This is a genomic window from Brevibacterium sp. BRM-1 (assembly GCF_026802075.1).
In the GTDB taxonomy this organism is placed as follows: Bacteria; Actinomycetota; Actinomycetes; order Actinomycetales; family Brevibacteriaceae; genus Brevibacterium; species Brevibacterium rongguiense.
Genome location: NZ_CP113788.1, coordinates 1006499 through 1019526, shown reverse-complemented (window position 1 = coordinate 1019526; position 13028 = coordinate 1006499). Strand labels below are relative to the sequence as shown.

The following is a 13028-nucleotide window of genomic DNA, read 5'->3' as shown; positions in this document are numbered from 1 at the left end:
CGCACTGCCCGGGAGCGTCAGCCGCGGCTCAGCCAGTCGAGCAGCGCGGGCCATGCGGCCTCGCCCACGCCCTTGCGCAGGATGCCGTGGTGGCCCACGGCGGTCGTTCCCAGCGCGGCGGGGGTGAGTGTGCGGCGCTCCACGGTTGTCCCGGTGAGGTGCTCGGTGAGCGCGTCCATCTGCGCGGGCGTCGACCACGGGTCGTCGGAGGCGCCCACGGCCAAGAGGGGCGTGCGCAGCAGCGAGGTGCGAGTGGCCGCGTCCATGAACGGGTCGTCGAATAAGTAGTGGGGCAGGCGCGTCCAGCGGCCCCACTCGCGCATGGCCCCGCGCGGCATGTCCTCGCCCAGGCCCAGCCGCTTAGCGGGGACATAGCCCAACGTGGCGCCCAGCACGGGGCCCACGCCCTGGAGGAGGGCGCGCACGCGCAGCCGTTCGGCGCGGCTGGGGATCGTGCGCGTGGCCGCGACGTGGGAAGACACGATGGCCGCTCGGGTCAGGTGATCGCCTGCCGTGCCCAGTGCGATTGCGTGGCCGCCCAGGCTGTGCCCCAGCGCCAGGGAGGGAACGCCGGGGAAGCGCTCCGCGGCCCACGCGGCCACGGCGGGGACGTCGGTGCCCATCCAGTCGCGCATCCGCAGCTCGGGGGAGCGGCGCGGGTGCCCGGACTGGCCCGTGCCCCGGTAGTCGTAGGTGATGACCGCGATCCCGCGTTCCGCGGCCGCGCGGGCGAACGCGGCGTAGTAGCGCTGCGGGGTCGCCGTCGCCGAGTGGATGACGAGGGCACTGCTCGGCTCCGCGGGGGCGAAGACAGTGGCGGCCGCCGTGGTGGCGTCAACCGGGATGCGCAGGGATTCTTCCGCGACGGGGCACGTCCGGGGTGCGGGGCAGTGGGGGCTCATCCGGCAACAGTACCCGTGAACCCGCGTACGAGGCAGATCGCCGCGGCGACATATCGCGGAGGGAGCGTGCGCTCGCCACCGCATTATCTCCGGACACAACAAAGCCCAGGTGAGAAACATCCTCACCAGGGCTTTTTGTCGGGCTGACAGGATTTGAACCTGCGACCCCTTGACCCCCAGGCGTCCAAACGGATCCGCTTTCATCCGATTCCGCGTGATTCCGGGGATCAGATTATGCAGAGCACGTCACGAGATGCATGGTTTGCATGATTCTGGTCCCCTTCTGGTCCCCCTCGTCACCGCGGCTTGAAGGGCGGACTGACACGTTGTTTCTCGGTCGAAGCGTCTCTTGCGCCAGCCAGATGCTTGACCGGGTCAAGGGCGTCCGAGTGGTCACACGTCTTGCCTGCATCATCAGTCCTCGACGGTATGCGTACGATCCTTTGGCAGCCGCCAACCTGCCGGAACTCGATCGTCAGCGATGCTCGGGTTGGGCACTGGTAGTTGCCGCTCCTCTATGCGGACCGTGTAGCGGTGCCAGCCGGATGTTGCCTGAAACCTTGCCAGCCGGAGTTGCGTTACACCGAGCGGATCGGACACGTCACGGCTCGCGCGACCACGGAACCAAACGTCGGAGATGCCATGCGGAAGGACAAGATCGTCCACGTCCTCCCCAGTCCCGCCTTCGTAGGAGTCGGAAAGACGATAGAAGTAGGAGCCATCCCTATATTGCCGAGCGAACAAGAACAGATGTCGCTCATCCGCCGATTGAGCTAGAAGCTTCTCGAAGTTCTGGCATGCCCACTGCGTCGCCAGCGTCTCGGCGCAAACTTGCGCTAACTGATTCAGACGCGTGGGGATCGATCCACTCTCGGTCTGTGGCCGACCCTCCCTCTTCGCTCGCGCCCACTCAGCCAACAAGCGCTTGGCTGGCGGCGACGTGACCTCGACGATGCCCTTGCGTCCTCTGCTATCGGGGTAGGTCCAAGAACCGTCTGGCATCTTGTCGCCCGCGCCCGCGTCCGCCAACGAGATATTGACCCCGAGCACTTGTTCCATCGCCAGGAACGCAATCTCCTCTTCGCGACGAGCCTTCGCCCCGACCGCATTGCCCATAGGTTCAGCTTCCTCTGGCTTCGGAGTTGCCCGGTGTCATGTGGACCACAAGCAGGTGCTTGGTCGACTTCCTACGTCTGCTCTTCATCTGCTTGGGGCAAATCGTCAACATATGCATGGATCGTAGTCAGCACATTCTCGGGCTTGATGTTGAGTTCCACTCGGTCTTCACGAGCCATGAAGTATCCAGGCGCCATACGGCTCAATGCCAAGCACTCTTCACGCAGTTCAGCATCCGTGATTGTTAGCTTCTTAGAGAGGCGGAGCGCGGTTCTGAGTGCCGCGTACTCGACGGTGTGGTCTCGATCATCCTGCTGGAGCTCCCACACTGTCTCCAAGATCTGTTGATGTGGGCTGGATTCAGGCTGAGACAGAGCAATGGCATCGACCCACTTTTCTGCGTCTGCTGGACTCTGGCAAGTGGCGAGCAGTTCGCGCATCTTTGCCAGATTTACTCGCTTGATCGGCGCGAGCCTCACCAGCCTCGCCAAGTCCTTCGCGCGCATGAGGGTGATACCTTTGGTCGGGTTTGCCACCCGATCGGCCTGGATTTCGCGCATGACCGCACCGAGGTCATCTGCACCAGTCTCGAAGTCGGGTCCGACAACGATCGCAAAATCGCAGTCCGCTTCATCGCGGTGGCGCGCAATAGTGGATACCTCGACACCGCTCTTCTTGACTTTTCCACCGGGCTTCTCTTTGCTCTTGGCCTCTAGGGAGACTCGATACTGAGTCTTTCCGTTCTCGCCCGCGGGCAGGAAAGCCTCAGCGAGTCCGTCCTGCTCGTCCTTTGCCGCCTTCGGGACAGCCTCGAACCCGAGTTGCTGGAAAACCTCCACCAGCGCAAGTTCGAGGCCTTTCGCGCTAGTTAGCGATGCCATCAAGCCCTGCGCGACGGTGATTGAGTTACGCGCACCCGACGATCGGGCGAGGTGGCGAAGTAGTTCGTCGCGAGAGTCCAGGACAGTCGTGACGGCGGAGTCATCGAGGTTCGCGTCATGAAGCCCTGCTTCAAGGAGAATCTCGGCCATCGCGAAAAGTTCCAGAGGTAGGTTCTTCTTGCGATCGTTGAACTCGTCGGCAAAGTGTGCCACGAAGGGATGCTCAAGGTTGATCGAGAGTTGCCCGGTTGCGCTGTCCAGCATCGCCATCGGGAGCAGCGTGCCGAGGTCTTCGTACACGACATCGCCGATGAGGCCGCCGCCATCAGTGATCCGGCTCTCGAGAAAGGCGATCAGCTCCGCGACAGTCGGGAACTTCTTCTTGTCGATCGGTACGAGATGGCGGGAGCGAATCTTCTCCTCGTAGGAGTCCACGACCATTCGCAGGATCGGTCGCTCCGTGAGGCTCGCAGGGCTATCAGCGAAGCGCTGTGAGGCCCGCCTTTCGCGAGCGGTCTCGGTTTCGTGTGCGTCCAGTTTCGTTCGTGCGAGGTTGAAGAGACCACGAAGGAGTTCCCGGGAGCGCTCGACCACGGGGCTCGCGAGCAGAGTCTCGCGGCTGGACCGGAGCTCGGCGTCGAGACGATCAATGTTGATAACCAGGCGGAACCGCGAGAACGTGCCGTGCCGAAGGCTGTTTCGATCGATTCCGAACCCCGAGTCGTCGGGGTTGATAAGTCGGCCATTAACGTAGACGAAGAAGCCGTTGCTTCTCCCGACAGCTTCAGATTTTCCCGCGTCGATGGGGTCTTCGTAGAGCTCAAGGTACCCACTGACAGGACCCAAGCTCTTGTCGACCAGTAGAAAGTGCTGATACTCAGCTTCAGGAACCTTCTCGTCCGTATCCGTGTCTAGCTCTTCTGGAGCAGGACTCGGGATGGTGAGAATATCTTTGCCGAGAATCCATGTTCCGACTTGCTTCGCGGATGCCTTGGAGGCGACGACTTCGTTGCCGTTCAGATACAGGGAGAAGTCATCGCGTAGTGGCATTGCGGTCGATAGCACCCACCGAAGCCTGCCTGCGGAGAGTTCGACCGCCATCGGCTTGAGTTCGGTGATGACCGCCACGGTCCAGGAATCCTCGGCCTCGTCTCCAAAGAGAGTCAGGTTCTCGCGGCCAGTGTCGTCAGATAGCCAGGGGCGAACGGCTCTGTGCGCCTCATCCTCGGTGAGTTCGCGAAGCGGAAGCTGGACGGGTGGTGTCGCTGTGCCCTCAGACTCCTCAGTGCGTTCGCTCGCCGGTGGAGGCGTCGGAATCGCCTTGAAATCCATCGTTGTGGAGAAGAATTTCCCGTCCGACTTGGTGATGTGTGTCAGGCGTGTGCCGAGGACGTATGCCGCGAGCTTTCCGATGCCGAACTTCCCGATAGTACGGCGACCACGTGCGGTTGTGCGGTTGCAGGCCTTGACGGAGTCCCCGACGATCCAGTGGACCTTGAGCCCGGTCGCATCCATCCCCGTCCCATTGTCAAGGATGGCGATAGATGCGTCGCTCGCCGCTCGGTCAGGTGACATCACGGTATGAACGCACGTCGCATCGGCGTCAAAAGCATTCGAGACCAGTTCTTCAATCGCCTTGTTTGGGCTGCTATACAGGCCTTCGGAGAATAGACCGATAATCTGGAAACTGATTTCGACGTTGATGTGGTCTGTGACTGTGCCCGACTCGAAAAATGTGGTCATGGCTTCTTCACAGTCAGTACGACCTCGGTCCGCATGCGCTTTGCCATCGACGACTCGCGGTTCGCAGTCCGAACCGGGAGGTACCGCCTATTCTCCGGCAACTCGCGCTCAGTGCGAGCCGCGACAAAGAAACCAGAATGCTCATACGCCTTTCGGACGAGCACGTCGTTCTGGATGTAGTTTCCTCGCAGCGTAGAGTTACCGATTACCGTGACAACCTCAGAGCCGGTCTTGCAGACACGGTTAAGTTCGCGCGAGAAGAGCGCGAGATCGTGTGCATAGCGCGTGATCGTAGCCACGGGAAGTTGACCGGGCGCGTCCACTGAGTCTCTTATGTACTGCACCATATCTTCGACTTGCTTGAGAGCCTCGCCGTCGAGCGCGAGTTCTGCCCCGATGCTGTTCGAGCGAATCTTCCGCAGTTCGGGGATCGTATGGCCGAACCAAATAAGCGACATCTTGTGCCCGCGGAGGTAGTCGATCGCGTTGAGGTATGGCGGTGAAGTAATAATCAGATCAACCGATGAGTCGGGCAGATCGAGCGCCCGCGCATCTCCTCTACGAACCTCTACCTGCCCAGCAACGGATCGCTCATCGAGCAACTTCTTGAGGGCGGCGACAGACCCTTCAAACCCGCGGTACACGTCGTATCTGGATTCGGTCACCACCCGGTGGGGCCTGCTGTGTGATGTGTCGGCCGCCAGCGAGGCCTTGGGGGCCTTCGTGATGATGATCCGACTCAGGGCCACTTGGAGGGCCTGCCGAACGGCATCATCGCTGATCCCGTCCAGCTCCCGTGAGAGGCGGTTAAGTTGACTGCGCTGCGTCGGTGCGAACCAGTACTCAGCGAACTTTTGCGTCTCTGAGTCGTCCCATCGGGGGTCGTCCACGCTCGATACTCGCGCCAGCGCACAAATGCGCTCGGCTTCGGCGACCACTTCCTCAGTGTCGACGGCCTGGGTCGCAACCGAGCTCATGAGGACCGCCAGAGGATCGACGTCAAATCCGCGTGCGACGTGGCCTCTGTCGGCCGCCGCGGCGAGGACAGTGCCCGACCCGCACATCGGGTCGAGTACCACTAGCTCCGACTCGTCTGTAGTGGAGTCCAGGTGATCGATGGCGATGTCCGGCGCCATCCTGGCGGGGAACGGGTGGATCGTCCTTGCACCCATCAGCACTCCTTCGACTCGTACGTTCCGGCACGAGCAGGCGTGCTCCTAGAGGCCGTTCACTCTCCCATCATCCCAGGGGCGCGGGAGTCAGGTCAAAGAAGCCTGCCGGCGTGTCCGAGCGTATCGGCGGCCTCCGACACGCTCCTGGCGCCTGCTCCGCACGAGGTGGACGAGGCTGACGGGTCCGATCCAGAGGAACTTGAAGGCGTTCCAGACGAACAGCAGGACCACCAGGTAGAGCCAGCCGGGACCTCCGTCGTTGATGATCGTGGTGCAGATCGCCGCGGCGTAGAAGTAGACCACCGCCAGGAGCATCGCGAGGGTGCCCCACTTGAGGCCGCGTCTGGTGCGGACGACGTTGAGCAGCAGGTTGGTGGGGGCATAGCGGAGCACGCCGTAGCCTCGCGCGCTGAGTGCCATAGATGAGCGGAGCATTGCGGGCCTCTTTCGTCGTCATAGCGCGACGGTGTTCCGTCGTGGAGGCGGCTATGAACCGAGTGCCCGCGAGGGGCCGTCCCGAAGGACCCGCGTAGTTTGCTGAACCTGCCTCTCTACGGAGTTTACGACTGTCTTGTGACAGAGGGAACCTCTCGGCAGATGGGCGTGTACCTCGTCGGTGACCTTGGAGCGAGAGGACACCGATCATGGCGACGTTGGCGGAGCAGGTGCAGGGTGAGCGGATGGCGCGGGTCGCGTTGTCGATGATCGCGGAACCGAACGACCCGACCACGGGGTACGTCCTCGCCCGTTATGGCGGGGTCGAGACGCTGCGGCTGATCGAGTCCGACGATGAGGTGCCTGGCCTGGCGCGCGCCGACTTGTTGATGTGGTGCGAACGACTGACGGCGCATGTCATGCCCGGCCTGCTGGATCAGGTAGCTCAGGCGGAGCGTCACGGGTTCGGCACGCTCATCCCGGCGGACAAGGAATGGCCCGCCGGCCTGAACGACTTGGGCGAGCGTGCGCCGTACCTGCTGTGGACGCGCGGCGCGGCCTCGTTCTTGATGACGCCGCTGAGTGATCGGGCCACGATCACAGGCGCTCGCGCCGCGACTGCCTATGGTGAGCAGGTCGCGGGCGAGCTGGCGACGGGTCTGGTGGATGAGGAACGGGCCGTCGTCTCCGGTGGTGCCTTCGGGATCGAAGGTGCCGCGCACAAGAGCGTGCTCGCTGCGAGCGGTCAGACGATCGCGGTGCTGGCCGGCGGGTTGGACCGCCCCTACCCTGCCGGGCACAGCGAACTGCTGAGTCGCATTGGGGATGTCGGGCTGTTGGTGAGCGAGCTGCCGCCGGGCGCCGCACCGACCAGGCATAGGTTCCTGGCTCGCAACCGCCTGCTGGCGGCGCTCTCGGGTGTGACCGTGATCCCCGAGGCCAGTCCCCGGTCCGGGTCGATGACCACTGTGCTCGCCGCACGCGAACTCGGCCGGGGCGTGGGCGCGGTGCCCGGTCCGGTGACCAGCGTCACGAGTGCCGGGCCGAACAAACTCATCAAGCAAGGCTTCGCCTCCCTCGTCACTCAGCCCAGTGACGTGATCGGGCTGCTCGACGGCGATCCGAACTCAGGGCGGGCCGTGACACGGCCCGCCGGACGCGAGTTCGGGCACGGACACCCGTCACAGGGCACGCCCGGACGCTCTCTCTGACTGCCAGTCTCGCGGCGGCCGTCGTTCACAAACTCGGCGCGGGGCGAGCCGCAGCGCTCTGCCGCGCGGGCTCGATCTTCGTGCCCTCGATGGTGGCGGCTTGGGCGCGGTTGAGGGCGGCGCGGGCGCGGATGGCGTCGATCTTCTGGCTGGTGCTCTCCGGCGTCGGGCCGAGCGGCGTCCGGTCGTCGGTGATGCCGTAGCGGTCACGGTAGGCGGCGACGCTGCGGGCGGCACGCCACCATGCCGCCTGCTGTTTCTCACCCTTCGGTGCCGTGCCGAGGTCGGCCGTCCAGGGTTCCTCATCGGTGAGAGCGCCACGGAGCACGGCGTCGGCGCGGGCCTCGATCAGCTCGCGGCGCTCGTCCAGGGCTTGCCGCATGTCCTCGGCCATCTGCCCGCCAGCGTGCGGGATCAGTCCGACGATCAGCCTCGGGGGCTTGCGAGTGCGCCCCGACCCGGCGGGCCGAGCGGTGGCGCGCGCGACGCGGGCGTGGAGGACGGAGGCGATGTCGTCGGCATCGTCCAGGCTCCGCGCGGCGACCAGCCGCGGGAGCAGCGCGTCGAGGTCGTGGTGATTGGCCTCGGCATGGCGCAGCTCGGCCGACAGCGCGCCGTAGGCGTCGGAGTCGAGCACGTCTTCGATCTGTTCGACGGAGAGCCCGGAGGCTTGCAGGAGGGTGGCCCAGCGGTCGTGCTGGGCGGCTTGCGCGATGGTGTCGTACTCGGCCGCGAGCTGGGCGATCGAGCCCCAGCGGTCTTGCTCGGCGGTGATCGTCTCGTGCGCGGACAGCTCGGCACCGATGTGCTGCATCACGCCGTAGAGGATCGAGCGGGCGGTGACGTCCGGGTTGTCGCCGGGATGCGGCACCGCGTGTTCGGCGTCCTCGCGGTCGACGGCGACGTAGGCGTGGTTGCTGTGGGCGCCGCGGGTCATGGAGACGTAGAAGTTCTCCCGCGTGGTGGTGGCGGTGACGACTGCGTGGGCGGTGTCGGTGGTGACGCCTTGGGCGCGGTGCGCGGTGATCGCGTAGCCGAGGTCCAGGTGCTCGGCCACGTAGTCGGTCGGCACGACGATTCCGCCGCCGAACCTGCGCCCGGGCGGGCGGATGCTGACCGACCCGTCCTCACGAACCCCGGTGACGATCCAGCGGGAGCCGTTGCGGACCCAGGTTCTGCCGTTGCGGAGCCGCCGGTCGTTCTCGCGGGTGATGACCAGATCGCCCTCGGAGACCGCGGTGCCGTCGTGCAGGGCGAGTTCGCGGGTGGGGTTCACGGTGCCGTCGATGATCCGATTTGCCCGCGCTCTGGCGTTCAGCTCGGTGACGGTTGCCTGGGTCTCGGTGACCAGGATTGACGCGCGCCCGGCGGCAAGGTCGCCCCGCCATGCGGTGTAGGCGGCGTCGATCATCGCTTCCTCGTCGCCGCCGGTGATCCGGCCGTGCTCGATCAGGGTGTCGATCGCTTCGGTACGGCCGTGGCGGAGCTGGAGCGAGGTGGTCTTCTCCCACTCGTTGGTGAAGCGGTGCAGATCGGTCAGCTCGGGAGCGTCGTCGCGGGCGTGCACGAGCATGGCGAAACTGCCGCCGGCGCCGGGTGATTGGAGCTGGCCCCAGTCTCCGACCAGGAGGACTTTCGCGCCGGCCTTCTCGGCTTCACGGGTGAGCCGATCCAACGACATCGTGCAGGCCAGCGAGGCTTCGTCGATGATGACGAGCTGCCCGGCCGTGAACGTGGCCCCGCACATGAGGTGGTTCTGCCACCACTTCGCGGTGTTCTCGGTGGCGATGCCGAGGTCCTCGGCGAGGACCTGCGCGGCGACCGCCGAGGGGGCGAGCCCGATCACCGATCCGGTGCCGTGCTCCTTCTCCCACGCCCGCCGGAGCCCGTTCATCGCCGTGGTCTTCCCGGCCCCGGCCGGACCGACTAGAACGTCCACGACCCGCCCGGAGACCGTGATCGCGGCCAGCGCGGCGGCCTGATCCTCGCCGAGCACCCGGCCGCGTGCGTCGGGATTGCGGGCGATCCTCTCGACCGTCTCCAACGGGACGGTCGGTCCGGTCGTGGCGTCGGCGCGGGCCAGGAGGCGGTCTTCGGCGGCCAGCAGGACTTCGGATGAGAACAGGGTCGAGGCGTGCGGCCGGAATCGGGAGGTGCCGTCCGTCCGGCGGAACTGCAACGGGCTGGATGTCAGCTCCGGCGGCGTCAGCCGCAGCGAAGCGTGCTCGGCGGCATCGACCACGAGCCCGGTGATCGTCTCGCGGTCCTGGATGCTGGCGAACCGCCAGCCCATCAACTGCCGGGATGCTTCGGCGTGCAGGTTCCAGCGGGTCCAGGTCGAACGCTTCTCACCGACCGTCTCCATCACGGTCTGCCCGACTTCGCGCACCACATCCAGCGGCACGTCATCGGCGCGCAGCACCCGCCGCGGCGCCTGCGCGCTGGTCGTGATGAGCGTGCGCGCCCAGCCGTTCGCGTCCCGGCGTAGCACCCGGCCGGCGCGCTGGCGCCACTCGCGGGTGAGGTCGGCCAGCGACCGGACCTGCTTCTCCGGCCTCGTGGCGAGCGTCGCCTGCGCCCGGAGTTTCAGCACCGTCCGCGCCGAGGGCTGCCTGCCGTGCTTGGCGACGTACTCGGCGATGAGGCGGTCTTTCTCGGCTTCGATGTGCCGGGAGCGGGTGGAGAACTCGGTCACCAGCTCGTCGGGCACGCCCTCGATTTCCCAGGCCGGGTTCCGATCCTTGCCTCGCTCGCGCGCTTCCCACTCCACGCCCAGGACGCGGGTGAGCTGGTCGGCCAGAGCGGCGTTGTAGAGCTCTGAGACCGCGACGACCACCGCGTGCATCGGCCGGCCGGCAAGGGTCCGCCAACGACCGTCCTGCACAGTCAGAACCTTGTTGCTGATGACGACGTGCGTGTGCAACTGTGGATCGCCGGCGCGGCTGTCGTAGTGATCGAACGCCGCCGCCACGACGCCGGCGACATCGACGTGTGCAACCGCGCCGTCCGGCCCGGTTGCACCGACCCGGGTTGCCGCAACCTCGCGTTCGAGGAACGCAACCAGCTCTGCAACCGCCGCATGATGCGCTTCCGCGATCAGAGACTGCGTGCCGGCGTCCGCAACCGCCCAGATCGTGGAGACCGACTTCGGCACACTGAACGTGAAGTCATAGCCCGCTACCGCGCGGCGGGTGCCGCGCTCGGCTTCCTCCGCCTCGATCGCGGCCACTTCCTGCGCTCGAGCGGACGGCCCCAGCTCGGGATCGAGGGCGTCGACGCGCTGCTTGATCCGTTCCGTGATCGACGCGAACTGCTGGTAGGCGCGGCCCAGCGGCTCGCCCGTGATCGGGTCATGGCCCATCCCGATCAACAGCGCGAGCTGAGCTTGTGAAACCTGCGCCCCCTCGACCAGCTCGCCGTGCCCGACCCGGCCCAGTCCCGAGCCCATCCAGAAGCCCGGCGGTGTCCCCGCCTCCGCGTAGTAGCGGGTCAGCGGCGTGGACAGCGAGCGGTCGCCGTCGCCGGCGGCGACGGACTTCAACAGGTACTTGTAGCCATCACCTGCGCTCATCACGCGCAGCGAAACCGTCACCTGGCCCGCTCCTTTCCGTCGCTGTACGGAGGGCAGGTGAGCCCGCGAGCCCGGTCGCATCTGATGCGACTCGGGACGACTCGTGCCTCGTCTGAAAGACGTGTGGTGACTCAGATGGGGCCGGGGCGACTCCGGCAAGGAGCGGGTCAACGGGGCGTCAACGTCGCGGTGCCCGAAGGTGCGCGGGACAGGAATCGCCTCGGCGGGCTGCTGATCGGCGGATGGCAACTCGGGGTGGTGGTGCACCTGCCCGGTGACCAGCTCGGCAACGACTCCATCAATGGCGTCCGACCGGGGATCACCCATCGGCCGGAGCCCTCATGCACGACCCCCCAACACGACCTCCCGCTCAGAGTCGGATCACTCTCTTCTCCGGGTACGGCGGGCTCGACCTAGCTATCGAACACGCCCTCGTGGCGGAGACGATCTGGTTCTCCGAAATCAACAAGCCCGTCGCCCGCATCTTCTCCCACCACTGGCCTGACGCCCCGAACCTCGGCGACATCACCACCATCAACTGGCGCGACGTCGAACCCGTCGATGTGCTCTGTGGTGGATTCCCCTGTCAAGACGTATCGGTCGCCGGCCGACGCGCCGGCCTCGCACCCGGCACCCGCTCCGGCCTCTGGGGGGCCCTGACCCCGGGTCTTGGACACGTGGAATCCAGCAGTTGCTGGAGGAAGCGAGATGATCAGGACTATGGCCAGGAAGAACTACTCCGATGAGTTCCGTCGGCAGGCCGTCGACTTGTACGAGTCCACTCCCGATGCCACGTTGAAGGGCATCGCCGCCGATCTGGGGGTGTCCCGGGGAACGTTGGCGGACTGGGTGAGGGCGTTCGGGACAGGTTCGACGGCTGCGCCACCAGAACACTCCTCCAGCGGCGCGAAGTCGGCCGGTACCGAGTCCGCGGTGGTGAGGATCGCCCGGTTGGAGGCGGAGAACGCCCGGCTACGGGCCGACAAGGTCAAGGTCGAGACCGAGCGGGACATCCTGCGGAAAGCGGCCAAGTATTTCGCTGGGGAGACGAACTGGTGAACCGCTTCCAGTTCGTCGCCGACCACCAGCACGCCTTCGAGGTGAAGCGGTTGTGTCAGGCTGTGGAGGTCTCCCGGTCATCGTTCTACGCCTGGTGCGCCGCCGCACCGGCCCGGGCCGAACGGGTCGTGGCCGATGCCGAGCTCGCCGAACGGATCCGGACCGTCCAGGACCCGAAGACCGGTGGTGACCCCGCCTACGGGGCACCCAGGGCGACCGCTGAACTCAACGACGGCGTGCCGGCCGAGGACCGGGTCAACCACAAGCGGGTCGCCCGGGTGATGCGCCACCACGGGCTGGCCGGGATCCGGCTCCGCCGCCGGGTCCGGACCACGCTGCCCGAGCCAGCCGACCAGAAGTACCCCGACCTGCTCAGGCGGGACTTCACCGCAGAGCGGCCCAACACCATCTACGTCGGCGACATCACCTACCTGCCGCTGCCTGAGGGCCGCAATCTGTACCTGGCCACCGTGATCGACTGTTTCTCCCGCAAACTCGCCGGCTGGGCGATCGCCGACCACATGCGCACCGAACTCGTCGAAGACGCACTCAAGGCTGCCCGCCGTGACCGGGGCAGCCTGGCCGGGGCGGTGTTCCACAGCGATCACGGGTCGGTCTACACCTCGGCTGACTAGGCCAAACTCTGCGGCCAACTCGGCGTCACCCAATCCATGGGTGCCGTCGGCACCAGCGCCGACAACGCCCTGGCCGAGTCATTCAACGCCACCCTGAAACGCGAACTCCTCGCTGGCGCCGCCACGTTCACCGACGCCACCAGCTGCCGGCGGGCTGTGTTCCGGTGGGCCACCCGCTACAACACCCGCCGACGCCACTCCTGGTGCGGCCACCAGTCCCCGTCCACCTACGAGGCCCACCGGGCCGCTACGCTGCCAACCGCAGCATAATCAACCAACACCGTGTCCACGATCCGGGGCGAA

8 protein-coding genes and 1 pseudogene are annotated in these 13028 nt (G+C 65.9%); 3 read left to right on the top strand and 6 right to left on the bottom strand.

Annotated elements, in window-relative coordinates:
* Positions 1-17 precede the first annotated feature (17 nt).
* From BRM1_RS04460 to BRM1_RS04440, 5 genes are all read right to left on the bottom strand, one after another.
* Complete coding sequence (locus BRM1_RS04460) at positions 18-902, bottom strand: alpha/beta hydrolase family protein (RefSeq protein WP_268528699.1); 885 nt, start codon at positions 900-902, stop codon at positions 18-20.
* A gap of 414 nt (positions 903-1316) precedes the next feature.
* A complete protein-coding gene (locus BRM1_RS04455; RefSeq protein WP_268528696.1) occupies positions 1317-2018 on the bottom strand; it encodes a hypothetical protein in 702 nt (233 codons plus the stop codon).
* Positions 2019-2089: 71 nt separating this feature from the next.
* On the bottom strand, positions 2090-4642 hold the full coding sequence (locus BRM1_RS04450; protein ID WP_268528695.1) for an ATP-binding protein: 2553 nt from the start codon (positions 4640-4642) through the stop codon (positions 2090-2092).
* Positions 4639-5814, bottom strand: coding sequence for a class I SAM-dependent methyltransferase (locus BRM1_RS04445; RefSeq protein WP_268528694.1), 1176 nt, complete (start codon positions 5812-5814; stop codon positions 4639-4641). The genes BRM1_RS04450 and BRM1_RS04445 overlap by 4 nt, the downstream gene beginning before the upstream one ends.
* An 87-nt stretch (positions 5815-5901) precedes the next feature.
* Entirely contained in the window at positions 5902-6234 is a 333-nt protein-coding gene (locus BRM1_RS04440; protein ID WP_268528691.1) for a sulfate permease, read from the bottom strand.
* 224 nt (positions 6235-6458) lie between these two features.
* Between BRM1_RS04440 and BRM1_RS04435 the strand changes: the two genes are divergently transcribed.
* Positions 6459-7460: a DNA-processing protein DprA gene (locus tag BRM1_RS04435; RefSeq protein WP_268528689.1), complete on the top strand. Its 1002-nt coding sequence runs from the start codon at positions 6459-6461 to the stop codon at positions 7458-7460.
* A gap of 25 nt (positions 7461-7485) precedes the next feature.
* Here BRM1_RS04435 and mobF read toward each other — a convergent pair whose 3' ends face one another.
* On the bottom strand, positions 7486-11052 hold the full coding sequence (gene mobF, locus BRM1_RS04430; RefSeq protein ID WP_442864344.1) for a MobF family relaxase: 3567 nt from the start codon (positions 11050-11052) through the stop codon (positions 7486-7488).
* 413 nt (positions 11053-11465) lie between these two features.
* Between mobF and BRM1_RS04425 the strand changes: the two genes are divergently transcribed.
* Entirely contained in the window at positions 11466-11777 is a 312-nt protein-coding gene (locus BRM1_RS04425; protein WP_268528687.1) for a DNA cytosine methyltransferase, read from the top strand.
* Positions 11752-12995, top strand: a pseudogene (locus BRM1_RS04420) (IS3 family transposase). The gene BRM1_RS04425 and the pseudogene BRM1_RS04420 overlap by 26 nt, the downstream one beginning before the upstream one ends.
* Positions 12996-13028: the final 33 nt, after the last annotated feature.

Excerpts from the sequence above, each read along its gene's own strand:
- BRM1_RS04445 (WP_268528694.1), bottom strand. The coding sequence starts at position 5,814 with ATGGGTGCAAGGACGATCCACCCGTTCCCCGCCAGGATGGCGCCGGAC.
- BRM1_RS04440 (WP_268528691.1), bottom strand. The coding sequence starts at position 6,234 with ATGGCACTCAGCGCGCGAGGCTACGGCGTGCTCCGCTATGCCCCCACC.
- BRM1_RS04455 (WP_268528696.1), bottom strand. The coding sequence starts at position 2,018 with ATGGGCAATGCGGTCGGGGCGAAGGCTCGTCGCGAAGAGGAGATTGCG.
- BRM1_RS04435 (WP_268528689.1), top strand. The coding sequence starts at position 6,459 with ATGGCGACGTTGGCGGAGCAGGTGCAGGGTGAGCGGATGGCGCGGGTC.
- BRM1_RS04460 (WP_268528699.1), bottom strand. The coding sequence starts at position 902 with ATGAGCCCCCACTGCCCCGCACCCCGGACGTGCCCCGTCGCGGAAGAA.
- BRM1_RS04450 (WP_268528695.1), bottom strand. The coding sequence starts at position 4,642 with ATGACCACATTTTTCGAGTCGGGCACAGTCACAGACCACATCAACGTC.